The sequence below is a fragment of the Arthrobacter alpinus genome (assembly GCF_001294625.1).
GTDB classification, from domain to species: Bacteria; Actinomycetota; Actinomycetes; order Actinomycetales; family Micrococcaceae; genus Specibacter; species Specibacter alpinus_A.
The window spans coordinates 1,211,780-1,237,691 of sequence record NZ_CP012677.1; the positions used below are offsets into that span (position 1 = coordinate 1,211,780).

Below are 25,912 nucleotides of genomic sequence, written 5' to 3' on the forward strand. Positions count from 1 at the left end.
TGCTCCTCCCTATGGGCACTGCAACACAGTGCGGGTACCAATTTGACGTGTTTGTCACCGCCAGGTCAAGTTGGTGACATGGATGACTCTTATATGGAAGTGTGTCATGCGCGTGGCCTGTCATGACTTTAGCCCCGCGAGGGACTAGCGTTACCCGCGTGCTGAATTTCTTCAACGCTTTCAAGCGGGTCCTCGTTGGCAGGCCATACCGCAATGACAAGCTTGCCCATACGCTGTTGCCCAAACGGATTGCGCTTCCGGTCTTTGCCTCCGACGCGCTGTCCTCTGTGGCGTACGCCCCAGATGAGATTCTGCTGACCCTGGCGCTGGCCGGGGTGGCCTCCGTTGCCTTGGCTCCGTGGGTGGGCATCGCCGTCATGGTGGTCTTGCTCACAGTGGTGGCCTCGTACCGCCAGAACGTGCACGCGTACCCGTCAGGTGGGGGCGACTATGAGATCGCCAACGTCAACCTAGGTAAGTCCGCCGGCCTGACCGTGGCGTCGGCGTTGATGGTTGACTACGTGCTGACCGTCGCCGTGTCCATGTCCTCCGCCGCTAACTACCTGGCCACCGCGGTACCCGGCCTACACGGCACCCAAGCCCTGATCGCCGTCGCCGGTGTGGTGGTTCTGGCCCTGGTGAACCTGCGCGGCATCAAGGAAGCCGGCAACGTCTTTGCCGTACCAACCTACATTTTCATGTTCTGCATCTTCGCCATGACCGCAGTGGGGATCGTCCAGGCGTTCACCGGTACCCTGGGGCGCGCCCCTTCGGCCGACTTTGAGATCATCCCGGAGGCGGCCTTCAACCAGGGTCTGATGGGACTGGCGGGTGCGTTCTTGCTCTTGCGTGCGTTCTCCTCCGGTGCGGCCGCCCTGACGGGTGTGGAGGCCATCAGCAACGGTGTGCCGAACTTCCGCAAGCCCAAGAGCAAGAATGCCGCCACCACATTGCTGTTGCTCGGTGCCATTGCCGCGGGCATGATGGCCAGCATCTTGTTCCTGGCCAACGCGATCGGCGTGCACATCGTGGCTGATCCGCACACCGAATTCCTGGTTAACGGGGTGGCCCCACCCGAAGGCTACGTGCAAAATCCTTCCATCAGCCAGATCGCCTCCACCATCTTCGGGGCCGGATCCATCCCGTTCTTCATCATCGTCGCCGCCACCGGCACCATCTTGGTCTTCGCCTCCAACACCGCCTTCAACGGCTTTCCGGTATTAGCCTCCATCCTGGCCAAGGACGGCTACCTGCCCCGCCAATTGCGCACCCGCGGTGACCGGCTCGCCTTCAGCAACGGGGTGATCCTGCTGGCCACGGGCGCTCTGGTGCTGATCATCGCCTTCAACGCCGACGTCACCAAATTGATCCAGCTTTACATTGTGGGCGTGTTTATCTCGTTCACCGCCAGCCAGTTGGGCATGATCCGGCACTGGACGCGGGAGCTGCGCACCATCAAGGACAGGCCGCTGCGCTTCCGCATGAAACGCTCACGGATCATCAACAGCGTTGGTTTTTCCATGACCTTAACCGTGCTGCTCATCGTCTTGGTCACAAAATTCAGCCAGGGGGCCTGGATTGCGTTGCTCGCCATGGCCGTACTTTTCGTCGTCATGTGGAGCATCCGCAACCACTACGACAACGTGGCCGCGGAGCTGGCTGTCGACGATGACGCCTCCGTGCGGGCCCTGCCAGCGCGGATTCACGCCCTTATTTTGGTCTCCCACGTGCGCAAGCCGGTGATCCGAGCCGTCGCCTTCGCCCGCGCGTCCCGGCCCTCCACCCTGGAGGCTCTCACCGTTGACTTGGACGCCGCGGAGACCGAACAGACCATCGCGGATTGGGACAGGCTGAGCATCCCGGTACCGTTGACTGTGTTGGCCAGTCCCTACAGGGAGACGTTGACGCCGCTGATCAACCACATCAAGGACATGCGCAAGGACGCCCCCCGCGACTTGATAGTGGTGTACATCCCGGAATACGTGGTGGGCAAATGGTGGGAGCAGCTGGTTCACAACCAGACGGCCCTGCGCATTAAGACGCGATTGCATTTTGAACCTGGTGTTGTGGTGGCTAGCGTGCCATGGCAGCTTAAATCCTCCGCCGACGCACAGAAGTACCAAGAGTAGATAGAGCATAGAACCCATGAGTAGTCCCGAACTCACCACGGCCGCACACCCCGATCGCCTCACCGTCACCGTAGGCCCCGTCGCCCATGGCGGCCACTGCGTTGCCCGTCACGATGGGCGTGTCATCTTTGTCCGGCACGCCATCCCGGGGGAGACGGTGGAGATCGTCCTGACCGAGCACGACGCCGATGCCAAGTTCTGGCGTGCCGATGTCACCAAGGTGGTGGAACCGTCAGCGGAGAGGGTCAACCACTTCTGGCCCGAAGCCGACGCACTGCGCGCCGCAGCACGGGGCGCGGCACCCATTGGTGGCGCCGAATATGGGCACGTATCCCGCAAGGGGCAGCTGGCCTTGAAGACGTCCGTGGTTCGTGAACAGCTCGAGCGCTTAGGCGGGCTGTCCACCTCAGCCCTGGATGAACTGTTCAGCGTCGGGGTTGAGGATGTCGACTCCGCGGGGACGGACGCCCAGCAGGCCGGGCTGGGGTGGCGGACCCGTGTGGGCTTTGCTATCACGGCGTCAGGGAAGCTGGGCATGCACGCCCACCGTTCGCACACCATCTTGCCGATCCAGGAGATGCCGCTGGCCGTGCCCGCCGTGGACGATCTGCGCCTGTGGGAGCTGGACTTCACCGGCATCGAGCGGATCGAGGTGGCGGCGCCCGCCAACGGGTCCGGCGTTTTGGTGTTGCTGGCACCCGTCCACAGCTTGAGCGAAAAGGCGGCAGGCCAGGCCCTAAAGCGGGTTGCACGCGCCCTGGCAACACGGGAAGTGCCCCCGTCGGTGGCACGCTGGAACCCGGAAAACAGCGAGATCGAGGTCATCAACGGCCGCGGCTGGGTCAAGGAAACCACCGACGACCACGAGTTCCGGGTCACCGGTGACGGTTTCTGGCAGATTCACCGCAACGCACCCAAGGTGCTCGCCGACGCGGCACTGGGCTACCTCTTGTCCGGCGGCTACCTGAACGACGGCGCCGACGTGGCAGACCTGTACGCCGGGGCCGGACTGTTCACCGCCCCCCTGGCCGACGCAGTGGGTCCCGATGGCAGCGTCCTGTCGGTTGAAGGCTCACCGGGCACCAGCCGGGACGCCCGCAAGAACTTGCATGCAAGCGCCCACGTGGAAATCCTGCAGGGCAGGGTGGAAAAGATCCTGGGCACACAGTCCCGCGCTTCACAATCGGTTGGTGGACAGCGCCGCCGCTTCGACGCCGTCGTGCTTGACCCGCCGCGCGCAGGTGCCGGCAAGGACGTCGTGCGGGCCCTGGTGGCCACACAGCCGAACGCCATCGCCTACGTCTCCTGTGATCCGGCAGCGTTTGCCCGGGACGTGAAGTACTTTGCCAACGCCGGCTGGCAGGTGGAAAAGCTGCGTGCCTTTGACCTGTACCCGCACACCCACCATGTCGAGACCGTTGCCCTGCTGACCCCCGCAGCCAAGCAACACTAGCCAAGCAACACTAGCCAAGCCACAAGCAGGAGCAGTCCCTTGAACGGTCGCGCCGAACAGGACAAACCCAGAGTGCGGGACTTGACGCGCAACAAGCCCAAAGGAACCGTCTTGGCCGAGCGGCGGGACGAACACAGGCGCGCCGCCATGGCGCACGCCCGGTCGGCTCTGGCACCAGTGGATGAGGTGGTGCTTGAACGCGACGGGCTGAACACAGTCCAGGTGAGGGAACGCCGTGCTGCGGAGCTGAGCAACGCCGTCGCGCATGAGAGCAGCCGCAGCATTTGGGCCATCGTGCGATCAAACGTCTTTACCTTGTTCAACGGAGTTTTGGGCAGCGCCTTGGTGCTGGTGCTGTTGGTGGGGGACCCGCGCGACGCCCTGTTCGGCTTCATCGTGCTGGCCAACGCAGCCATTGGCGTGGTGCAGGAGTACCGGGCCAAGCGCACCCTGGACAGATTGGCGGTGCTCCATGCCCCCAAGGCGCGGGTGCGCCGCGGCGGTGCCGAGGTGGACGTGGCCGTGGGTGAGGTGCTCTATGACGAGGTCTTGTTGTTGCGCACGGGGGACCAGATTCCAGCTGACGCCATCATTTTGAAGGCTGAGGCGTTGGAGATCGATGAGTCATTGTTGACGGGGGAGTCGGACCCGGTCAACAAGGGCCCTGGCGACACGGCACTGTCGGGGTCAGCGGTGGTCGCCGGTTACGGGGAGGCCAGGGTGCACCGGGTCGGTGCGGAGTCCTACGCCAGCGGCCTGACGGCCGAGGCGCGGAGGTTCTCGCTGGTCAACTCCGAAATCCGTAACTCCATCAACCGCATCATCATGTATATTGCCTGGGCCCTGATCCCGATCATCTTGTTGGTCATCAACGGCCAGATGAGCGCCCATGGCGGCTGGGGGGCGTCCATCGCCTCCGGCCAGTGGCGCACCGCCGTCATCAGCGCTATCGCCAGCATTGTCGCCATGATCCCCGAGGGGCTAGTGCTGCTGACCAGCATCTCCTTCGGCATGGCCGCCATGACCCTGGCCCGGCGCAATGTGCTGGTTCAGGAACTTCCCGCGGTGGAGGGTCTGGCCCGGGTGGACATGGTCTGCCTGGACAAGACCGGCACGCTCACCGAGGGACGGATGGAATTGGCGTCGACCACCGTGTTGGGGCCGGTGCCGGGCTGGGAACAGGTCCTGGCATGGTCTGCGGCCCACCCCAACGCCAATGCCACGGCCGCCGCCATGGGCAGCCTTTACACGGCACAGCCGGCCGGTGACGCCGCGGAGGTGGTGCCTTTTAGCAGCGCCCGCAAATACAGTGCCGTCACCTTCGCCGCGGACTTGTTGGCGCCCTCCTCAGAGGCAGGCACGTGGGTGCTGGGTGCCCCCGACGTCGTCCTAGCCGCGGAAGGCGCCCACGAGGCCCGCAGCCCGGCCGTGCAGGCCGCGCTGGCGGCCTCCCATGAGGCGGCAGGGCACGGGCTGCGCGCCGTCGTACTGGCGCACCGGCCGGCGTCGTCGGAGCCTGCAGAAAGCCTCGGGGACGGCGGGTTCGCCCTTGACGGGCTGACCCCCGTGGCCCTGTTGTCTTTCCGTGAGAAGGTGCGCCCGGATGCCGGCGCCACCTTGGCGTACTTCCGCGATCAGGGCGTGTCGCTGAAGATCATCTCGGGGGACAACCCCCGCACCGTGGCGGCCGTGGCCCGCGACGTTGGTTTTGAGTTTGACGGCGACGGCTATGACGCACGCAATCTGCCCGATGACCCGGCGGCTTTGGCCGAGGTTTTGGGGCGCGAGAGCGTTTTGGGGCGCGTCACACCGGAGCAAAAAAAGGCGATTGTGCTGGCTTTGCAAAGCCGCGGCCACGTGGTGGCGATGACCGGCGACGGAGTCAACGACGCATTGGCGCTCAAGCACGCCGACATTGGGATCGCCATGGGCAGCGGCGCGGCGGCCACCAAGGCGGTGTCGCGGTTGGTGCTCCTGGATGGCCAGTTCTCGCACCTGCCATCCGTGGTGGCTGAAGGGCGCCGGGTCATCGCCAATGTGGAGCGGGTGGCGAACTTGTTCCTGACGAAAACCTCGTATGCCATCATTATTTCCATCGTCATTGGCCTGCTGATGTGGCAGTACCCGTTCCTGCCGCGTCAGCTCTCCGTTGTGAGCTCCATGACAATCGGCATCCCCGCGTTCTTCCTGGCACTGCTGCCCAATGCCCGGCGCTACCAGCCCGGATTCCTGCGTCGGGCGCTGATGTTCTCGATCCCGGCCGGTGTGATCCTCTCGGCGTGCATCATGAGCGTCTACTGGTTCGCCAGGACGTACCCGGACCCGCTCCTGACGCAGGAGCAGACCATCACATCGGCCCAGACCGCAACCACCATGACGGTCCTGCTCGTGGCCTTGTGGGTGTTGGGCGCCCTGGCCCGCCCCTTCGATATCTGGCGTTCCTTGTTGGTCGGCGCCATAGTGGCCGGATTGGTGTTGATCATGGCGGTGCCGTTCTCCCGAAATTTCTTTGCCCTCGATATTCCGTCTGGAACGCTGTTAGCGGCTACGATGGGCGTAACAATCGCAGGGTGCCTGGCGATCGAGCTGCTCTACCGTTTCCTGAAGAGGCGCGGAGCGGTCTCCGAGCGCGAGTAAGGCGTGCCTAACTGGCATGTGCGCCGTTGCGTGACAAAGATAAAAGCAGTGGCGAGAGGAGTCCATCGATGACTAATGTGGACAGTTTTGGTTCCAAAGGCGTACTTAATGTTGCCGGGACCGAATACGAGATTTTCCGACTGAACTCGGTTGAAGGCGCGAAGAGCCTTCCGTTCAGCCTCAAGGTATTGCTTGAGAACCTGCTGCGCACCGAAGATGGTGCGAATATTACGGCCGACCACGTGCGTGCGTTGGCAGCTTGGGATCCCAACGCGGAGCCCGACACCGAGATTCAGTTCACCCCGGCCCGCGTCATCATGCAGGACTTCACAGGAGTCCCTTGCATCGTTGACCTGGCCACCATGCGTGAAGCCGTCAAGGAACTCGGCGGAGACCCCACTAGGGTCAACCCGTTGGCTCCGGCCGAGATGGTCATCGACCACTCGGTGCAGATTGACGTGTTCGGCAACTCCGACGCCGTCGAACGGAACATGGAGATCGAATACCAGCGCAATGGTGAGCGGTACCAGTTCCTGCGCTGGGGCCAGACTGCGTTCGAAGACTTCAAGGTTGTCCCCCCGGGCATGGGGATCGTACACCAGGTCAATATTGAGTACCTGGCCCGCACCGTCATGACCCGTATGGTCGACGGCGTCTTGCGCGCCTACCCTGACACGCTGGTCGGCACCGACTCCCACACCACCATGGTCAACGGCCTGGGCGTGCTGGGTTGGGGTGTTGGCGGCATCGAGGCCGAGGCCGCCATGTTGGGCCAGCCGGTTTCCATGCTGATCCCGCGCGTTGTCGGCTTCAAGCTGACCGGGTCCATCCCGGCCGGTGCCACCGCGACCGACGTCGTGCTGACCATCACCGAGCAGCTGCGCAAGCACGGCGTTGTTGGTAAGTTTGTGGAATTCTATGGCGAAGGTGTTGCCGGTGTGCCGTTGGCCAACCGTGCAACCATCGGCAACATGAGCCCGGAGTTCGGCTCCACGGCTGCCATGTTCCCGATCGATGATGTCACCATCGACTACCTGCGCCTGACAGGTCGCTCCGAGGAGCAGCTTGCCCTGGTGGAGGCCTACGCGAAGGAACAGGGCCTGTGGCATGATCCCTCCGTGGAAATCAAGTTCTCCGAGTACCTCGAGCTTGACCTCTCCACCGTGGTCCCCTCGATCTCCGGCCCGAAGCGTCCCCAGGACCGCATCGAGCTCACGAACGCGAAGCCGCAGTTCCGCTCGGATCTGAAGAACTATGTTGCAGCGGAGGTCAATGCCGAGGGCAACACGGTTGATGAGTCCTTGGAAGAGTCCTTTCCGGCCTCCGATGCACCGTCCTTCACGCACCCCGGTGGTCACACCCACGACACCGATCGCGCAGTGGCGTCCGCTGCTACCGGTGCCAACGGACGCACGTCCAACCCGATCCATGTGAAGAACGAATCCGGTGTTCAGTTCGAGCTCGATCACGGCGCGGTTTCCATCGCCTCGATCACCTCGTGCACTAACACCTCCAACCCTTCCGTGATGCTCGCCGCGGCTGTTCTGGCCCGCAACGCCGTCAATAAGGGCCTATCCTCCAAGCCCTGGGTCAAGACCAGTGTTGCGCCCGGCTCCAAGGTAGTCACCGACTACTACGAGAAGTCCGGCCTGGTTCCGTTCCTAGAGAAGCTGGGTTTCTACACGGTTGGTTACGGCTGTGCCACGTGCATCGGCAACTCCGGCCCGCTGGACACCGAGATCTCCGCCGCGATCGCCGAGAACGACCTGTCAGTGACGGCAGTTCTCTCCGGTAACCGCAACTTTGAGGGCCGCATCAACCCGGACGTGAAGATGAACTACCTGGCCTCACCGCCGTTGGTCATCGCCTACGCCCTGGCTGGCACCATGGACTTTGACTTTGAAACTGATGCCCTGGGCCAGGACGACGCCGGCAACGACGTGTTCCTTGCCGACATCTGGCCGAACCCGGTGGAGGTCCAGGAAGTCATGGACGCCTCGATTGACCGCGAGATGTTCACGAACTCCTACGCCACCATCTTTGATGGGGACGATCGCTGGAAGTCGCTGGAAACCCCCGAAGGCAACACCTTCGAATGGGACCCCAAGTCCACCTATGTTCGCAAGCCCCCATACTTTGAGGGAATGAAGGCGCAAGCCGATCCCGTCACCGACATTGCCGGTGCCCGGGTTCTGCTCAAGCTCGGCGATTCGGTCACCACCGACCACATCAGCCCCGCCGGTTCGTTCAAGTCCGAGACGCCCGCAGGCCAGTACCTGCTGGCCAACGGTGTTGAGCGCAAGGACTTCAACTCCTACGGTTCACGCCGCGGAAACCACGAGGTCATGATCCGCGGCACCTTCGCGAACATCCGCATCCGCAACCAGATCCTGGACAACGTTGAAGGTGGCTTCACCCGCGACTTCACCCAGGCCGGCGGCCCGCAGGCTTACGTCTACGACGCCTCCGTCAACTACCAGAGCGCCGGCATCCCGCTGGTTGTCCTGGCAGGCAAGGAATACGGTTCCGGTTCATCCCGTGACTGGGCGGCCAAGGGCACGGCGCTGTTGGGTGTGAAGGCGGTTGTGGCTGAAAGCTACGAGCGCATCCACCGCTCCAACCTGATCGGTATGGGCGTGCTGCCGCTGCAGTACCCGGCCGGCCAGAACGCCGCATCATTGGGCTTGACCGGCACCGAGACGTTCGCAGTCGAAGGCGTCACCGAGCTGAACGAGGGCACCACGCCGAAGACGCTCAAGGTCACCGCAGTGTCAGAAGATGGCACCATCGTGAGCTTCGATGCCGTTCTGCGCATCGACACCCCCGGTGAGGCAGACTACTACCGCAACGGTGGCATCCTGCAGTACGTGCTCCGTCAGATCACCGCCAAGGCATAGCTAAGGCATGGTCCCCACCCGCCGGCCCAAAAATCGCTGACACGATTTTTGGGAACCTGGCGGGAGTGGGCTCAGTAGTTATTTGACCTTGAGGGCGGGTATCCGGAACACCGGGTGCCCGCCCTTATTGCTCTAACTTAGTGCCGGTGTCCGGGGAAGGGGCCAGGAGGAGATATTGTTAGACGTTGATAGTTGACCCAGGGAGGTACCAATGGGACTGTTGGAAACCATCGCGCATCCGCGGGATCTCAGTAAGCTCAGTGACGGACAAATGCTCACGCTGGCACAGGAGATCAGGGCGTTCTTGATCAGCAATGTTTCACAGACCGGCGGGCACCTTGGCCCGAACTTGGGTGTGGTGGAGTTGACGCTGGCCATCCACCGCGTCTTTGACTCCCCGCGGGACAGCATCATTTTTGACACCGGGCACCAGTCCTACGTCCACAAACTGGTGACCGGGCGGCAAGACTTCTCCACGCTTCGCCAGCAAGGAGGCATGTCGGGGTATCCGAGCCGTGCCGAATCCGAACACGACATTGTGGAAAGCTCCCACGCCTCCTCCTCGCTGTCATGGGCGGACGGAATCTCCCGGGCCCGCCAGCTTACCGGCGAAGGGGAACGATACGTTGTCGCCGTGATCGGCGACGGCGCCCTCACCGGCGGCATGACCTGGGAAGCCCTGAACAACATTGCCGCGGACAAGAACCGCCGTGTGGTGATCGTTGTCAACGATAACGGCCGCTCCTATGCACCCACCGTGGGCGGTGTGGCCGACTACCTGGCATCGCTGCGTCCGGCCATCGACCATGTGCGCACCCACAAAAAGTATGAGGCCTCCATGTCCTGGGGCAAGAAGCTGCTTCAGGACGGCAACGCCGCCGGCCAGTTCGTGTACAAGGGCCTGCACGCCGCCAAAAAAGGTGTCAAAGACTGGTGGGCACCGCAGGGACTCTTCGATGACCTCGGGCTGAAGTATGTTGGCCCCGTTGACGGACACGACGAAAAAGCCATGGAAACTGCGCTACAGCTGGCCAAAAATTATGGCGGACCCGTGATCGTGCACGCCTTCACTGAAAAGGGTCGCGGCTACGCGCCGGCCCGCGCTCATGAAGGGGACCAGTTCCACGCCGTCGGGGTCATCAACCCGGAGACCGGCAAGTCCGTGGAAACGCCCAGCGGCAAGTCCTGGACGGGCGTGTTTGGCGATGAGATCGCCGCGATAGCCCAGGAACGTCCCGACATCGTGGGCATCACGGGAGCCATGTTGATCCCCGTGGGCCTGGCTAAATTTGCCGACAAGTTCCCTGAGAGGGTCATTGACGTTGGTATTGCCGAACAGCACGCTCTGACTATGGCGGCGGGTCTGGCCTTTGGTGGACTGCACCCCGTTGTGGCCATCTACGCCACGTTCCTGAACAGGGGATTCGACCAGTTGCTGATGGATGTGGCCTTGCACAAGGCCGGAGTGACAATCGTCCTTGACCGTGCAGGGGTCACCGGCCCCGACGGTGCCAGCCATCATGGCATGTGGGATCTGTCCATGTTGCAAATAGTTCCCGGCCTGCATCTGGCCGCCCCCCGCGACGCCGTGCGGCTTCGTGAGGAATTGCGCGAGGCGGTGGCCATTTCCGACGCCCCCAGTGTCATCAGGTATTCCAAGGGCACAGTGGGGCCGGAGATCAAGGCCCTTGAACGCTTGTACGACGGCGTCGACGTTCTGGCGCGCACCGCCCACGACATGCCCGGGGCTGGCACGGACCCGCAGACCGATGTCTTAATTGTCAGTGTCGGTGCCATGAGTGAGATAGCACTGGATGTGGCCGAACGCATCAGCGCCCAGGGCATCACCTCCACCGTGGTGGATCCGCGCTGGGTCATGCCGGTCCCGAAGTCCATTGTGCAGTTGGCGTCCGGGCACCGCATTGTCATTGTCATCGAGGACGGCGTGCGGGCTGGTGGTGTCGGGTCACGGATCCGCCAAGAGCTGCGGGCAGCGGGCGTTGACACCGCCCTGAACGAGGTGGGCTTGCCCGTGGAGTTCCTTGACCACGGCAGCCGCGCGGAAGTGCTGGAGCGGGTGGGCCTGACAGCCCAGCGGGTGGCACAGGATGTGGTGGAACAGGTTTTGGGCACCAAGGTGCCGTTCGCCCGACCACTGCCCGGGCAGCCGGCGCCGCGTACAGGGCAGATGCCCATCCTGTGAGCGTATTTCCGCCGGCAGTGCACGCTGCGACGCTGGAGACTTTGCTCCCACAGCTTGGGGAACTGATCGTTGCCCGCAACCGCAAGTACAACGGAGACGCCCACTGGGTGGTCCCCGGAAGGTACCTGGGGCGGGACAATTATGGGCATTGGGTGTTCCAAGGTTCCGGCGAGTTCATCTCCCGCCCAGGCACCGCACTGTACACCGCCTCGGACGCCACGTTGCTGATTCCCCACGAGGGCGACTGGGTGGCGACATTTTTCGACAGAACCCACCCGTCCGGCGTCGAACTCTATATTGATCTGGCAACAGAATTCTCGTGGCAGCGCATCCAACCTGCCGCGGTGGAGTTCCACATGGTCGACATGGACTTGGATGTCATCCGTACCGCTGAGCGTGGGTTGTTTGTTGACGACCAAGACGAATTTGCCGCGCACCGCGTGCTGATGGATTACCCGGCCGAGCTGTGCACCCGCATGGAATCGACCACTGCCGCCCTGATGGACGCCGTCGCGTCCCGCCAGGCACCATTTGACGGTCGCGACGCGGCCTGGTTAACCCTAGGAAGATCACTGCCATGAGCCAGACACAGCAGATAACTGACAGCACCGCGGATGCGAACATTGTGCGCCTGTACAAGACAGGCGAGGACGGAGTCCTGGTTTTTCGTGAAGCTTGGGTTGACGCCGAGGATGGTTCCGAGGGCGGGGCAGGGGAGCAAGAGATTCACTTTGTTCTCAACCATGGACCTGTGGGGCAGCAAAGCACCTCGAAAGATACGCTCGTGGCAACAGAGGAAGAGGCTCGCGGACTGCTGGCCGGCTTCGCCGCACAGTGCCTTGAGGACGGCTATGTCGATTTGGCACGCGAGGAGCAGTTTTCGGTGGTTGCCCAGTTCGCTATGAAGAACGACCGCGTCACCGACAGGGACAAGTACCTGGAGGAAAAGGCCCGCGAAGCCCTCATAGCGCATCTGGCCTGGCGCGGCAGCGGAGTGGTGGAGAAGACCGAGTTCGTTGCCGGCGCGCATGGCACCGGAAAGTTGAACATCTACATTCTGGCCCCCGACGCTGCCCGTGCCGTGGCCAACATCAAGGTGTGCATCCGTGAAGAGAAGCTGGACTTCACGAAGCTGAGCATCGGCGTGGCCCCCGCCAATGACCTGGCAGCCATCAAGGGAAAGTTCACCCCCACAGGCACCACCGTCTTCGCCCTCTAAGAAGTGTCAGTCAGGCGCGTTCCTTGTAGGCATGGAGAACTTGATCCTCTACCGAAGTTGAGGAATGGGATTCTTGTTCCGCTGCGGCTTGGGTCTTCTTGCACTCCTGGTACGCGTTGATTGCCAGAGGTGCTGCCGTCCATGCCAAGATGACGAACTTCTCCCACAAGGGCACCTCGAGGACGCAGACGAAGACGGCGGCGGCCACAAAGATGGCCAGGTAGATGTAGCGCTAGAACTTCATGAGTGGAACCTACCAGCTTTAGGTCCGAACATGGGGCCGTCTTGTATTCGCTATTGTGGAAGCATGACTGAATACCGCCAAGTGGGCACCTCCGGACTGACCGTCTCAACCGTGGGGCTGGGGTGCAACAACCTCGGCCGCGGCGGGACGGCGACACAAACGCAGGAGGGCAGTGACGCCGTCGTCCATGCCGCCCTAGACTGCGGCATCACGCACTTTGATGTGGCAGACGTTTATGGGATGACCCCCGGGCTCAGCGAAACGATCCTGGGCAAGGCGCTGGGGGCACACCGCGAGGAGGTTATCGTGGCCACCAAGTTTGGCATGGACGCCCAAGGCGCCAACGGTGTGGACTGGGGTGGGCGCGGCTCACGGAAGTACATCCTGCAGTCTGTCGAGGCGTCGCTGCGCCGGTTAAACACCGACTATTTGGACCTGTTTTACTATCACACACCAGATCAGCGCACGCCCATGGCGGAGACGCTTTCGGCACTGGATGACCTGGTCCGTGCCGGCAAGGTGCGTTATATTGGACAGTCCAATCTTGCTGGCTGGCAGATCGCCGACGCCGAACACACGGCCCGGGCCCTGGGAACCGAACGTTTTGTGGCCAGCCAGAACCACTACAACCTCCTTGATCGTCGCGCAGAGCTTGAAGTGACACCGGCCGCCGAGGCATACGGATTGGGTGTTATGCCATACTTCCCCCTCGCCAACGGCCTGCTGACCGGCAAGTACCGCGGCGGGGTGGTGCCGGAGGGCAGCAGGCTCTCACACACCCGCCAGCACATGGTGGCAGCCGCCGAACAGGACCAGTTCACCGCGTTTGGTGCCTTCGCCGCGGCGCGCGGACTCACGGAAGTCCAGGTGGCGTTCTCCTGGTTGGCGACGCAACCGTCGGTGGCCAGCGTGATCGCCGGTGCCACCAAACCAGAGCAGGTGCGCCAGAACGCGGGGGCCGCCAGCTGGAAGCCCACCCTGGAGGATCTGGCCGAGCTGGATGAGATCTTCCCGCCGACTCCTAAGGTCGCTTTGTTCTAACGCCCTGGATCCTGCGTTTCGCAGAATCAGATGCTGACGGTGATCCATTCGCCGTCGATGGCTGCTGCGTAGCGCGGCAGCGGCGCCTTGGCCGGGCCGGACACCACTGTTCCGTCGCTGCCCTTGAAGACTGAACTGTGGCAGGGGCACTTGAAGTCGGCGCCGTTGGGGGCTACCTGGCAGCCGGCATGCGTGCACACGTCGCTGTAGGCCAGGACCGTGGCCTCATTGGGGCGGAAGATCACCACATTGACGTCGTTGGCAACGCCCTTGGCCGTGGCGCCCACGGGAACATCGGACAATTTGCCAACCCGGACCGGGGTTCCCGTCGAAGGGATGGCTTCTGGTGTTTTGCCTGCGCTTATTTGCGCCGGCCCAGCGGGTGCGCAGCCGGCCAGGGCCAGGGCGCACGCGGCGCCGGAGGCTGCGGTGCTCACTCGAAGGACGTTGCGGCGGGTCAGGGAAGATTCAACGGTCATGGCTACATACTCCCAGAACGTAGCGTGGGAAAGCGAAACGGGAGCACAGCCGGGCAGCGGGAGCGCGAACGTACAGCAGTTGTTGGTATGCCCCGTAAACATCAACAACTGCTGTACGTTCGAGCCCGCCGTGGCGGCTAGACCACCGGGTGGAAGCGCTTCCCGTTGACCCGCTCGGAGGCGCCCACCCGGTCGAGGTAGGGGGTGATGCCGCCCAGGTGCATGGGCCAGCCGGCACCCAAGATCATGCACAGGTCGATGTCCTCCGGTCCGGACACCACACCCTCCTCGAGCATGAGGCCAATCTCCTGCGCCAGTGCATCCTGGGTCTTGGAGAGCAGTTCCTCACTCGTGGACGGGGTGTTGCCAAAGCGCAGCAAGGACAGGGTCTCCTCGGGAATGAACTGTGAGCCGTCCGCGGCGGTGGCCCACAGCCCCTTCTTGCCGCCGTCGATCAGTGCCTGGATGTTGGCAGAAACAGCCACCCTGTCACCGAAGGTGGCGTGCATCGACTCGGTGACGTGCTGGGCCACCGGCAGGCCCACCATGGCCAGCAGCGTGAACGGTGTCATGGGCAGGCCCATGGGGCGCAGCGCCTTGTCGGCAACAGCAGCGTCGGTGCCTTCGTCGAACGCGCGGGACACTTCGGCCATGAGGCGCAACAACACCCGGTTCACCACAAAAGCGGTGGCGTCCTTGACCAGCACCGCCGTCTTGCGTAGCGTCTTGGCCGTGGCAAACGCGGTGGCCAGGACGGCGTCGTCGGTGTTCGGTGCCCGCACAATCTCCAGCAGCGGCATGACGGCCACGGGGTTGAAGAAATGGAAGCCCACCACGCGCTCGGGGTGCACCAGGTCCTCGGCCATGGCCGTGACGGACAGCGAGGAGGTGTTGGTGGCCAGGATGCATTCGGGTGAAACGATCGCCTCCACCTCGGCAAAGACAGCCTTCTTCACGTTGAGTTCCTCAAACACGGCTTCGATCACGAAGTCGGCGTCGGCAAACGCTTGCTTCGAGACGGAACCGGTCACCAGCGCCTTGGTGCGGTTGGCGGCATCCTGGCTGATCCGGCCTTTGGCGAGCAGCTTGTCCACCTCGCCGTGCACGTAGCCCACGCCCTTGTCCACGCGTGCCGCATCGATGTCCGTCATGACCACGGGCACCTTGAGCTGGCGGGCGAACAGCAACGCGAACTGCCCCGCCATCAGGCCAGCCCCCACCACGCCAACTTTCGTCACGGGCCGGGCCAGCTTGGGATCGGGCGCGCCAGCCGGTCGCTTGGCCCGCTTCTGCACCAGGTCCAGGAATGCGTAGACGGTGTCCTTGAACTGAGGCGTCTGCATCAAGTCAGCCAGCGCCTCATCCTCGGCGGCAAACGACTGTGCGCGGGTGAAGTGCTTGCCCTTTTCCAGAAGCTCGATCACGCGTGCCGGTGCGGGCGCTGCGTTGGAGGTCTTGGCCTCCACAAACGTCTTGGCATGGGCGACGGCGGCGTCCCAGGCTGCGCTGTTCTCCTCGCTGAGCGGCTCGGCGACGGCGTTGGCCCGGGTCACCTTTTCGGCGCCCGCCAGGACGCGTGCGGCCCACTTCACGGACTGTTCCACAAAATCCGCAGGTTCGAACAAGGCGTCGGCGATGCCCAGCTTGAACGCGGCCGGGCCGCTGAGGGTCCGGTTGTTGGAGAGGGCATTCTCCAGCATGACCTTCACCGCATTGGCCGGTCCGATCAGTCGGGGGAGCAGGTAGACCCCGCCCCAGCCCGGGACCAGGCCCAGGAACGCCTCGGGCAAGGCCAGCGCGCCTGCCCCCGTGGATACCGTGCGGTAGGTGGCGTTCAGGGCGATCTCCAGGCCGCCGCCCAGCGCCAGGCCGTTGATGAACACAAAGCTGGGCACGCCCAGATCATTTAGTGTGGAGTAGACGTCGTGGCCCAGCTGGGCCATCCACAGCCCGGCGTCCCTGTCCTTGAGGCCCTTCACGGCGGACAGGTCGGCGCCGGCGGCCAGGAAGAACGGCTTGCCGGTGACCCCGACGCCGGCGATCTCGCCCCGTGCCGCACGCTCTCGCTGGGTTTCCAGTACGGTGCCCAATTCAATGAGCGTGTTCGGGCCCAAGGTGCTGGGTCGGCGGTGGTCAAGGCCGTTGTCGAGCGTGACCAGGGCGAAAGTGCCTGCGCTCGGGGCGCCGTCGACGCCGGGAAGGGCAATGTCCTGCACATAGGAGTGCGTCACCACCTCGTCGGGGAACAAGGCGGCGAGCTTTTGAAAGTCCTGGGCGCTCATGTGGCGCTCCCCTCGGTGTTTGCGGCGGTCGAGCTTGGCGAGACCTGGGTCTGGGCGGGCTCGATGATCTCGAAGTGCGGGTTTTCCCAGATCACGGTGGCACCCATGCCCAGGCCGATGCACATGGTGGTGATGCCGTACCGGACGGCGGGGTCTTCCTGGAACTGGCGGGCCAGCTGGTTCATGAGCCGCACGCCGGAGGAGGCCAGGGGGTGGCCCACGGCGATGGCGCCGCCGTAGCGGTTGACGCGGGGGTCATCGTCCGCGATGCCGAAGTGATCAAGGAAGGACAGCACCTGGACGGCGAAGGCCTCGTTGATTTCAAAGAGGCCAATGTCCTCGATGGACAGGCTGGCGAGCTTGAGTGCCTTCTCAGTGGCCGGGACGGGGCCAATACCCATGATCTCCGGTGCGACGCCGGCAAACGCGTATGTGACAAGGCGCATCTTGACCGGGAGGCCCAGCTCGGCGGCGGCCTCTGCGGAGGCCAACAGCGCCACCGTGGCGCCGTCGTTTAGGCCGGCGGCGTTGCCTGCTGTGACACGCCCGTGTGCGCGGAACGGGGTGCGCAGGCCTGCCAGGTCCTCCAGCGTGGTGCTAGGTCTCGGGGGCTCATCTACCGTATTGATGCTCCAGCCCTGTTCGGGCTTGAGGGTGGCGACGGGCACCAGGTCGGGTTGGATTTGGTCCTTGGCGTACGCGGCGGCAAGTTTTTGCTGGCTGGCCAGGGCGTACGCGTCGGTGCGGTCCTTGGTAATGGCAGGGAACCTGTCGTGCAGGTTCTCGGCCGTGTTGCCCATATTCAGGGCGGCAGGGTCAACGATGCGTTCGGACATGAAGCGCGGGTTCGGGTCGGCCCCGGATCCCATGGGGTGGTGGCCCATGTGCTCCACGCCGCCGGCGATCACCACGTCGTAGGCGCCAAAGCCGATACCCGAGGCGGTGGTGGTCACGGCCGTCATGGCGCCGGCGCACATCCGATCGATGGCGAAACCGGGGACGGATGCAGGGAGCCCGGCCAGCAGTGCCGCCGTGCGCCCGATGGTCAGGCCCTGGTCGCCGGTCTGTGTCGTGGCGGCAATGGCCACCTCGTCAACGCGGGCCGGGGGAAGGGAGGGGTTGCGGCGCATCAGTTCGCGGATGCACTTGACCACCAGGTCGTCGGCGCGGGTGGAGGCGTAGATGCCTTTTTCACCGGCCCGTCCAAAGGGGGTCCTGACGCCGTCAACAAAGACGACGTCCCTAATCTGCCGGGTTTGGCTCACCTGTAGCTCCTTGAGTGCACATAACAGAGGACGCCGTACCCCTAGACGCGCGGGGACGACTGTGTCACACATCATGTTACTTGTCAGTAACTTAGAGGTCAAAGTGGTGGCCGGCGCAGCATCGCCGTCCGGGCGGTGTCAGGCGGCCGTCTCGCCCCCCCGCGGCTCCTTCGGCGGCAGCGGATCGGGGTTGGCCAGGGACTGCACCAGCATTGGCGCCGTCTTCTCAATCTGCCACCGGCGTGCGCCGAGCCCGGTAAGTGCTGCCGTCACCGTTTCTTCGGTGATAGGCGACGGCGGTCGCCAGCAGATCCGGCGCAGAAAGTCCGGGGTGAGGATGTTCTCGGCGGGAATGTGCAGCTCGTCGGAGATCGCTGCCAGGCGTGGGCGGGCCGTGGCGTACCGTTCGGCCGCCTCAAGATCGCGCTCTGCCCACACGCGTGGGGGTGGCGGGGTGTTGTTGGAGACCTGTAGCGGTGGCAGGTCGGTGCTGTTCTTCGCCATGTGGAGGGCATGCAGCCACTTCGGGGCGTCACGCTTGGCGGCGCGGCCATGGAAGCCCGGCAGCCCCAGCAAGGCCGGCACCGTGGTGGGCATGCCTTTGGCGGCGGCGATGATGGCCGTGTCGGGAATGAGCCGTGTGGGGGCAATGTCGCGGAGCTCGGCCAGTTTTTCCCGGGTTTGCCACAGTTCGCGAACGGCTGCCAGCTGGACCCGGTTGCGGATGGTGTGCGAGCCCGAGGTGCGCCGCCACGGGTCAACACGTGGGGCGGGCACGCCGGCGTCGATCAGGTGTTGGAACTCCTGGGCGGCATAGTCCAGCTTCCCGTCAGCCTCCAACAGTGCCAGCAACTCCTCCTCGAGCTCGGCCAGGACTTCCACGTCCAGGGCGGCGTAGCGAAGCCACGGCTCGGGAAGCGGCCGTTTGGACCAGTCTGCCGCTGAATGTTCCTTGGCCAGGTGATACCCCAGCAAGGACTCGACGACGGCGCCCAACCCCACCCTGGGCAGGCCCGCCAGTCGGGCCGCCAGCTCCGTGTCAAAGAGTTTGTCCGGCCACATGCCCACTCCTGCCAGGCAGGGCAGGTCTTGGCTGGCGGCGTGCAAAATCCACTCAACCCCGCTCAGGGCGTCATTGATGATGCCCAGGTTCTCAAACGCTTCGGGATCGATCAGCCAGGTGCCCGCACCTTCACGGCGAATCTGCACCAGCATGGCGCGCTGGCCGTAACGGAACCCGGAGGCCCGTTCGGTGTCCACGCCGGCGGGCCCGTGGCCGGCAGCAAGGGCGGCCGCACAACGTCGCAACTCCGCGGGGGTGGAGACGACCTCGGGAATACCGTCCCGCGGCATGGTCAATTCAACCAACTCAGGCAGATCGTCAAGCTCGACGCGGACGCCGTCAATGACCACGGAGGTCAGCGGTGGCGGGGCAAGATCAACAGTTGACGCATGGCCCGAGGCGGCGATGTTGTTCAAATCGGTGGACTTTTTGGCCCGGGTGCGGCTGTGTGCGGTGGATTCTGGGTTGATCATGATAAACCCAGTCTAGCGAAGCCTGCGGAGTGTGGGCCCCGCCGGCCAAAGCGCAGCATAGAAACGGGTCAGCTTAGAAACGGCGCCGCGCCGGGAGTAGGGTCACCCCGTCTGGCACGGGGGGCAGCCCCGCAAAGGTACACACCATCTGCGACCAGGCTTCCAGGTGGGCCTGGACGGCGGGGGAGGTAGGCGTCCACGAGGCCCGCAGCTCAATGTCTACCGCGTCATCACGGGCAGCCAGGGTGCCGTAACTTTCGGAGAGGATCCTGGTTGCCGTACCGCCGGCGGAGCGGTACTCCGCCTCGTGCTCGGCAAGGGCCTCCACCAGCCACGCCCACGCCACATTGCCGAGGAGGGAATCGTTGCCCATGTCCGGTTCGAGCTGGGCCCGGATGTAGGTGACGATGCGGAAAGTGCCCTCCCACAGGGCGGAACCGTTGGGGTCGTGGAGCAAGATGAAGCGGCCCGTGGCGAGTTCCTCACCGTCGAGAACCACCTCGGCGCCTAGGGCGACGCCAAACGGTGCCAGCCGGGTGGGGGCCGGGATCTCCTCCAGGGTCAGTTCGCTGCGGCTCCGCGTGGTGCGCAGGGACGAAAGCGCTGCCTGAAAGTCAGTGGGAAGCTGCGGAAGTTCTCTCACATTGGCAGATTATTGCGTCCCCACCAATTTCCGTGTGAGGCGCGCCGCACATGCCAAGGCGCGGCCGGTTTGGTGCCCAGTGTTTGGTGCTATGGGGTCAGTTCGGTGCGGATGGCCGCTACGAATGCGTCGATGTCGGCCGCGGAGGTGTCGAAGGAGCACATCCAGCGCACCTCTTGGGCCGCGGCGTTCCAGTCGTAGAACCGGAAGGATTCACGCAAACGCTCGGCGACGCCGTCGGGCAGGACGGCAAAGACGCCGTTGGACTCGGTGGCCTGTGTGGGCTTCACGCCGGGAATTGTTTGGACCGCGGCGCGCAGCTTGGCGGCCATGGCGTTGGCGTGCCCGGCCGACTTCAGCCACAAGTCATCGCTGAGCAGGGCCAAGAACTGGGCGGAGATGAAGCGCATCTTGGAGGACAGTTGCATGTTCATCTTGCGCAGGTAGATCAGGCCGTCGGCCGACGACGGGTTCAGCGCCACTACCGCCTCCCCGTACATCATCCCGTTCTTGGTGCCGCCAAAGGACAGTACGTCCACGCCGGCGTCGGAGGTGAACTCGCGCACCGGGACGTTCAGGAACGCTGCCGCGTTGGCTAGCCGGGCGCCGTCCATGTGTACTTTCATGCCCAAGGAGTGGGCATGCTCACAGATGGCACGCACCTCTGCGGGCGTGTAGCAGGTGCCTAGCTCCGTGGTCTGGGTGATGGAGACGGCCAGTGGCTGGGCACGGTGCTCGTCGCCAAAGCCCCAGGCCTCCTTATCGATCAGCTCAGGGGTCAGCTTGCCGTTGTCGGTGGGCACGGCAAGCAGCTTCATGCCGCCCACCCGCTCCGGGGCGCCGTTTTCGTCGCAGTTGATGTGCGCGGTGGCAGCACACACCACAGCACCCCAGCGGGGCAGTAGCGACTGCAGGGCCGTCACATTCGCGCCGGTGCCATTGAAGACCGGGAACACATCCACCTTTTTGCCGAACAGCTCGGCCATGACCTGGTGCAGCCGGGCGGTGTAAACGTCCTCGCCATAGGCCACCTGGTGTCCGTCGTTGGCGGCGACCAGCGCGGCGAGCACCTCGGGGTGGACGCCTGAATAGTTGTCCGACGCGAAGCTGCGAACAGTTGCGTCGTGCAGGCGGGCGGGCGTGAAAACGGTGTCAGTCATGAAATAAAAAGCCTTCTCTAGGAAAGGATGAGGCGCGAGCCGTTGAGCCCAGCCGCCGGAGTGGAAAATAGCCTCACCACAGTGTCCCCCAGGGTGGACACGTCCGTGAAACCGGGGAACGTGCGCTCAGGTGATGCGGCGCGCATGGCCGGATCCACCAGCGCTTTAACCACCAGTACGACGGCGGCTGCCCGGCTTGCGCTGGTCCCCTCGCTGCTGGCCGCGGCATCACTGCTCGCTGTGCTGCTGGCCCCCGTGCTGCAAGCAACTGAGGCCAGCCCCTGGGCCAGGGCCCCCATCCAGGTCTCCGCCGCCGCCTTGACGGCCGCGTAGTTGGCATTGCCAAGGGTGGGTGCCGTGACGGCTGTGGAGGAGACAATGGCCATCCGGCCGGCCGCCGAGGCGGCGATGTCCTCGTAAAACGCCCGGGTGGTGTTGCGCAGCGTCGTCAGAACAGAACGGTGCAAAAAGTCCCAGTCCGCATCGGATTGCCCTGCCAGGCCCTTGCCGCCACGCCAGCCGCCCACCAGGTGGATCAGCCCGTCGACGCGGCCATGATCGGCGCGCACCTGCTCTGCCAAGGCTGCCACGGCAGCGTTGTCGGCCAGGTCGCAGGACAGGGGGAGGGCACCGCCGGTGAGGGCGGCCGCCGACCCGATGCGCCCGGCGTCGGACCCTACGGTCAGGACCCGGAAGCCTGCCTGGACGAGGGCGGTGGCTGTGGCGATGCCGGCGGCACTACTACCGCCGGCGATCACCACCAGCGGCGAGGTTGGGATGGTCATGGGATCTACACTACCCATCTATGAGGCGCTGATGCCGGTGATGCCGGTGGTCGATTCGATGACATCGCGCATCTTTTTGGACAGGGCTTCATAAAACATGGAGAGCGGGAATTCATCGTCCATGACCTGGTCGGTGACCTCGCGCAGGGGGGCCGTCAGCGGCAGCGCGTCCGGACCCTTCGCCCAGGTGGAGGCCGGATTCGGGGTCAAGGTGGCGGAGACCAGCTCGTAGGCGGCCAGCCAGTGGGCCAGTTTGGGCCTGTCGATGGAACGCCAGTACAGCTCTTCAATTTCGCGGCCCAGGGCGATCACGACGTCGGGTACCTCTGTCCAGTCGATCGTGAGCTTGGTGTCGGTCCAGTGCAGCACGTGGTGCTGGTGCAGCCAGGCGAAGAGCAGCTGGCCGCCCAGGCCGTCGTAGTTGCGCACGCGGGAGCCGGTGATGGCGAAGCGGAAGATCCGATCAAAAATGACCGCGTACTGGACCAGCTTGGCGTGTTTGCGGGCCTCGGGGGAGGCATTGGCGTCGTGCTCCACGGCCACCGACTCGCGGTAGGCGGTCAAATCGCAGCGCAGTTCCTCCAGCGAATACAGGAAGTACGGCATCCGTTGCTTGATCATGAAGGGGTCAAAAGGCAGGTCCCCGCGCATGTGCGTCCTGTCGTGGATCAGGTCCCACATGACAAAGGTTTCCTGGGTAAGTGCTTGGTTGTCGAGAAGTTCGAGCGCGTCCGCGGGCAACTCCAACCGGGTCACCTGGGCGGCCTCCTTGACCACGCGACGGAAGCGGGCGGCCTCGCGGTCCTGGAAGATGGCGCCCCAGGTGAAGGTGGGGGTGTCCCGGACGGCCACGCTCTCCGGGAACAGGACGGCTGAGTTGGTGTCATAGCCGGGGGTAAAGTCGATGAAGCGGAGCGGGACAAACAGCTTGTTGGAGTAGCTGCCTGCTTCCAGTTCGTCGATGAACTCGGGCCAGATGACCTCCACCAGGACGGCTTCGACAAAGCGGGAGGTGGAGCCGTTTTGGGTGTACATCGGGAACACCACCAAGTGGCCCAGACCGTTGACGCGATGTTCTTGAGGGTTGAACGCCAGGAGTGAGTCAAGGAAGTCGGGGACAGCCAGTCCGCCGTCTGCCCAGGTGGCAAAATCCGCCTGGGCCAGGCTCAGGTACTGTGCGTCGTGGGGGAAATGCGGCGCCAACTCGCCGATGCTGGCCGTGATGGTGGCAATGAGCTCCAAGGCGTGCGGATGGTCCGCCGCGTTGGGGACGGAGCCGTCCTTGGCTTGCAGTTCCTGCAAGCTGGTGGCTGCGTGCTTGAGCGCCAGCCAGGCCGGGTCTGTGACAAGGTCGCCGTAGTTGGCATGTGCCGTGGTGCCCGGGGTGTCCAGGGTGATGTTCATGGAAGTGGCTATCCTTTGCTGCTGTCCCATTGATATTTTTTCGAGCCTAGCAATGGAACAGTAAAACTAATGTGCCATATTCCCGAGCATTAGCAACTGTCGCCCTCGAGGCGTAAAGAAGGCGGCGCTGCCACAGCGCTGACCATGCTTGGATGATCGAACGAGTGGAGCGCCGCCTGAATGCCGTCAGAGGAACTGCGGGGCTACTTGGCGGTTTTACGGATCCTGCAATAGACGCAACGAGATCGAGTTGATGCAAAAACGCTCGTCAGTGGGGGTGTCGTATCCCTCACCCTTGAACAGGTGGCCCAGGTGCGAGTCACAGGCAGTGCAGCGAACCTCGATCCGTTCCATGCCCAAGGTCTTGTCATGGAGGTAGCGGACAGTGTCCTCGGCGAGAGGGGCAAAGAAGGACGGCCAGCCGCAGTGGGAGGAGAACTTTTCCCGTGAGGTGAACAACTCCGCGCCACACGCCCGACAGGCGTAAACACCCGAGGTGGCGGTGTCCCAGTACTCGCCGGTGAACGGCCGCTCCGTGCCAGCTTGGCGCAAAACAGCAAATTCTTCCGCCGTCAGTTCCTCACGCCATTGTTCATCGGTCTTGGACAGGGCACCTTCAGTAGAATTAGTCATACTGTTCACAACGCTCAGGAGTCGCCAATAAATCCCGAATCGGAGTATAGATGCAACACCGGCAGCCCCAGCTTCCTTTGGGCCTGGGTGGCCCAGTCCTGCCGGAACGTGTCAGCCAGGGCGTGCGGCCGGGTAACCACCACGGCTTGACGGGCACCTGAGTCGGTGACCGCGGCGGTCAAGGAGGCCACCGGATCGCCGTCGGCAACACGGCCGGTGACCTTGGCCCCCGCACCGGTGAGCACCGCCAATGAAGAGTCAAGAGTTTCCTGCGCCTCGGCCCGGATGGTGGCAGTGTCCGGCTTTTCGCGGAGCTCACGCAGAACTCCGGGCAGATCGAGCATTGTCAGCTGGTCGATCACGTCCACCAGCAAGTGGCGTTTGGTGTCGGCAGGAACCAGCAAGACCAACTCAACGTCGTCGTCGGGGCCGTACAGTTCAGTGATGTTTATGACATCGGTGGCCGTCAGGGGTTCTTCGGTCAGGATGATGATGGCGTCGCTCATGGCTCCAGCTTAGGCATACGAATGGAATATTGCTTACCGTGTCGAAGTAAATACTGCTCACGATTGTTCTGCGCAGCCCGGTGCGTCGCTCGACGAGTTCGGCACGGGTAGGCAGAATGGGGGTATGGCAACTTCGGTGCGACAGTCCAACAAATGGCTCAAATGGGGTGCGCTGGGTGCCGGGGCGGCCGGCGGTGCCGCGATCACAGTGGTCATGGCCACCTCGGCTCTCGCAGCATTTTTTGCACGCCGGGTGGTCACCCCGGACAAGACTCGCCTGGACGACGTCTCCATCCTTGCCGTCATTGCCAAGGGGTCCGATGTGCAGGTGGTGCTCGGGGCCAGCCCGGACACCATCATCGAGGGCACATACGCGATTTACTTTGACGGTGGCCGCGCGCACGCCGTGATCGGCTCCATTGTCAGCTACGTGCCACGTGAAGGCAGCATCACCCGGGAAATTCTTGCCGTCCACGGCGGCGACTTGCGCACAGCTACCAGCGGATGGTGGTCGGGAAGCGTGTACGCCCATCCGGAGGAATTGGGGCTCGACGCCGAAGAGGTGACCCTGGCGCTACCCGGCGGCCCCGCCCCTGCCTGGCTCGTGAAGGCACCGGATGCGTTGCCCACGTGGGCGGTCATGGTCCACGGGCGCGGTGCCACCCGCAGCGAAGCCCTGCGCGCCGTCCCGGCAGCCCATCGCCTCGGCATGAACGCTCTGCTGATTTCTTACCGGAACGACGGCGACGCTCCTGCAGCGGCCGACGGCCGGTACGGGCTGGGGGTCACCGAATGGGCCGACGTGGAAGCCGCCGTCGACTACGCCGTGGCGCACGGCGCCAAGAACGTGGTCCTCTTTGGCTACTCCATGGGAGCGGCCATCTGCCTGCAGACAGCCGATCTGGCACGGAACCGCAAACATATCCTGGCCATGGTGCTGGACGCCCCGGTGATCAACTGGGTCAATGTTTTGGCACACCAGGCGCAGATGAATAGGATCCCGGACTATGTGGGCCGGTACGGCCAATTGATGCTCAGTCATCCTCTGGGCAGGCGCATCACCGGGTTGGCGGCGCCCGTCAACCTCAAGAGCATGGATTGGGTGAGCCGGGCGGTCGAGCTGCGCACTCCCACATTGATCCTGCACAGCATCGACGACGACTTTGTGCCCTACGAACCCACCGCAGAGCTGGCAAAGCGGAATCCCGAAATGGTCACCTTTGAGCCGTTCAGCAAGGCCCGGCACACCAAGGAATGGAACGTCGATCCCGTCCGCTGGGAAAGCGTCGTGGAAACGTGGCTGCGCCCGCGCCTGGGCCGCTACGGGCTACCCCGGGGCTGAGCTTCGCGCCCTGAAGCCGGCCGAGGTAGACGGACCGTCGCGAATCGGCAGTTT

20 protein-coding genes are annotated in these 25,912 nt (G+C 63.9%); 9 read left to right on the forward strand and 11 right to left on the reverse strand.

Annotated features, from left to right (window positions below):
• Window positions 1-122 precede the first annotated feature (122 nt).
• From AOC05_RS05315 to AOC05_RS05345, 7 genes are all read left to right on the forward strand, one after another.
• The gene (locus AOC05_RS05315) at window positions 123-2,129 is read left to right on the forward strand and encodes an APC family permease (RefSeq protein ID WP_082357785.1); all 2,007 of its coding nucleotides are present in this window, start codon (window positions 123-125) and stop codon (window positions 2,127-2,129) included.
• A gap of 16 nt (window positions 2,130-2,145) precedes the next feature.
• Window positions 2,146-3,582 carry a class I SAM-dependent RNA methyltransferase gene (locus AOC05_RS05320; protein ID WP_062006299.1) on the forward strand — a complete coding sequence of 479 codons (1,437 nt, stop codon included), beginning with the start codon at window positions 2,146-2,148 and terminating at the stop codon, window positions 3,580-3,582.
• A gap of 39 nt (window positions 3,583-3,621) precedes the next feature.
• Entirely contained in the window at window positions 3,622-6,219 is a 2,598-nt protein-coding gene (locus AOC05_RS05325; protein ID WP_335337611.1) for an HAD-IC family P-type ATPase, read from the forward strand.
• 68 nt (window positions 6,220-6,287) lie between these two features.
• Window positions 6,288-9,116, forward strand: coding sequence for an aconitate hydratase (locus AOC05_RS05330; protein ID WP_062006301.1), 2,829 nt, complete (start codon window positions 6,288-6,290; stop codon window positions 9,114-9,116).
• Window positions 9,117-9,327: 211 nt separating this feature from the next.
• On the forward strand, window positions 9,328-11,319 hold the full coding sequence (gene dxs, locus AOC05_RS05335; RefSeq protein ID WP_062006303.1) for a 1-deoxy-D-xylulose-5-phosphate synthase: 1,992 nt from the start codon (window positions 9,328-9,330) through the stop codon (window positions 11,317-11,319).
• The gene (locus AOC05_RS05340) at window positions 11,316-11,900 is read left to right on the forward strand and encodes a DUF402 domain-containing protein (RefSeq protein WP_195849428.1); all 585 of its coding nucleotides are present in this window, start codon (window positions 11,316-11,318) and stop codon (window positions 11,898-11,900) included. Before dxs ends, AOC05_RS05340 begins: the two co-directional genes overlap by 4 nt.
• The gene (locus AOC05_RS05345; protein WP_062006304.1) at window positions 11,897-12,538 is read left to right on the forward strand and encodes a hypothetical protein; all 642 of its coding nucleotides are present in this window, start codon (window positions 11,897-11,899) and stop codon (window positions 12,536-12,538) included. The genes AOC05_RS05340 and AOC05_RS05345 overlap by 4 nt, the downstream gene beginning before the upstream one ends.
• Window positions 12,539-12,548: 10 nt before the next feature.
• Here the strand turns inward: AOC05_RS05345 and AOC05_RS05350 are convergent, their stop codons facing one another.
• Window positions 12,549-12,746, reverse strand: a complete 198-nt coding sequence (locus tag AOC05_RS05350) for a hypothetical protein (RefSeq protein ID WP_062006306.1) — start codon at window positions 12,744-12,746, stop codon at window positions 12,549-12,551.
• A gap of 99 nt (window positions 12,747-12,845) precedes the next feature.
• On the opposite strand from AOC05_RS05350, the gene AOC05_RS05355 reads away from it, so the two are divergent.
• Complete coding sequence (locus AOC05_RS05355; protein WP_062006308.1) at window positions 12,846-13,823, forward strand: aldo/keto reductase; 978 nt, start codon at window positions 12,846-12,848, stop codon at window positions 13,821-13,823.
• Window positions 13,824-13,849: 26 nt separating this feature from the next.
• Here AOC05_RS05355 and AOC05_RS05360 read toward each other — a convergent pair whose 3' ends face one another.
• The 10 genes from AOC05_RS05360 to AOC05_RS05405 form a co-directional block, all read right to left on the reverse strand.
• Window positions 13,850-14,302: a Rieske (2Fe-2S) protein gene (locus tag AOC05_RS05360; RefSeq protein WP_062006310.1), complete on the reverse strand. Its 453-nt coding sequence runs from the start codon at window positions 14,300-14,302 to the stop codon at window positions 13,850-13,852.
• A gap of 137 nt (window positions 14,303-14,439) precedes the next feature.
• Window positions 14,440-16,584, reverse strand: coding sequence for a 3-hydroxyacyl-CoA dehydrogenase NAD-binding domain-containing protein (locus AOC05_RS05365; protein ID WP_062006312.1), 2,145 nt, complete (start codon window positions 16,582-16,584; stop codon window positions 14,440-14,442).
• A complete protein-coding gene (locus AOC05_RS05370) occupies window positions 16,581-17,849 on the reverse strand; it encodes a thiolase family protein (RefSeq protein WP_062006313.1) in 1,269 nt (422 codons plus the stop codon). Before AOC05_RS05370 ends, AOC05_RS05365 begins: the two co-directional genes overlap by 4 nt.
• Window positions 17,850-17,987: 138 nt before the next feature.
• Window positions 17,988-19,385 (reverse strand): HRDC domain-containing protein, encoded by a 1,398-nt coding sequence (locus AOC05_RS05375; protein ID WP_082357786.1) that lies wholly within the window; start codon window positions 19,383-19,385, stop codon window positions 17,988-17,990.
• Window positions 19,386-19,458: 73 nt separating this feature from the next.
• Window positions 19,459-20,028, reverse strand: coding sequence for a DUF3000 domain-containing protein (locus AOC05_RS05380; RefSeq protein WP_062006316.1), 570 nt, complete (start codon window positions 20,026-20,028; stop codon window positions 19,459-19,461).
• Between the two features lie 89 nt (window positions 20,029-20,117).
• Window positions 20,118-21,188, reverse strand: a complete 1,071-nt coding sequence (locus tag AOC05_RS05385) for a threonine aldolase family protein (RefSeq protein WP_062006318.1) — start codon at window positions 21,186-21,188, stop codon at window positions 20,118-20,120.
• Between the two features lie 17 nt (window positions 21,189-21,205).
• Complete coding sequence (locus tag AOC05_RS05390) at window positions 21,206-21,973, reverse strand: SDR family NAD(P)-dependent oxidoreductase (RefSeq protein ID WP_154605284.1); 768 nt, start codon at window positions 21,971-21,973, stop codon at window positions 21,206-21,208.
• An 18-nt stretch (window positions 21,974-21,991) separates the two neighbouring features.
• Window positions 21,992-23,377 carry a DUF6421 family protein gene (locus AOC05_RS05395; protein WP_222440095.1) on the reverse strand — a complete coding sequence of 462 codons (1,386 nt, stop codon included), beginning with the start codon at window positions 23,375-23,377 and terminating at the stop codon, window positions 21,992-21,994.
• Between the two features lie 216 nt (window positions 23,378-23,593).
• Window positions 23,594-24,010, reverse strand: a complete 417-nt coding sequence (gene msrB / locus AOC05_RS05400) for a peptide-methionine (R)-S-oxide reductase MsrB (RefSeq protein WP_186759320.1) — start codon at window positions 24,008-24,010, stop codon at window positions 23,594-23,596.
• A 14-nt stretch (window positions 24,011-24,024) separates the two neighbouring features.
• On the reverse strand, window positions 24,025-24,516 hold the full coding sequence (locus tag AOC05_RS05405) for a hypothetical protein (RefSeq protein ID WP_062006331.1): 492 nt from the start codon (window positions 24,514-24,516) through the stop codon (window positions 24,025-24,027).
• A 124-nt stretch (window positions 24,517-24,640) separates the two neighbouring features.
• On the opposite strand from AOC05_RS05405, the gene AOC05_RS05410 reads away from it, so the two are divergent.
• On the forward strand, window positions 24,641-25,858 hold the full coding sequence (locus tag AOC05_RS05410) for an alpha/beta hydrolase family protein (RefSeq protein ID WP_062006333.1): 1,218 nt from the start codon (window positions 24,641-24,643) through the stop codon (window positions 25,856-25,858).
• Window positions 25,859-25,912 lie beyond the last annotated feature (54 nt).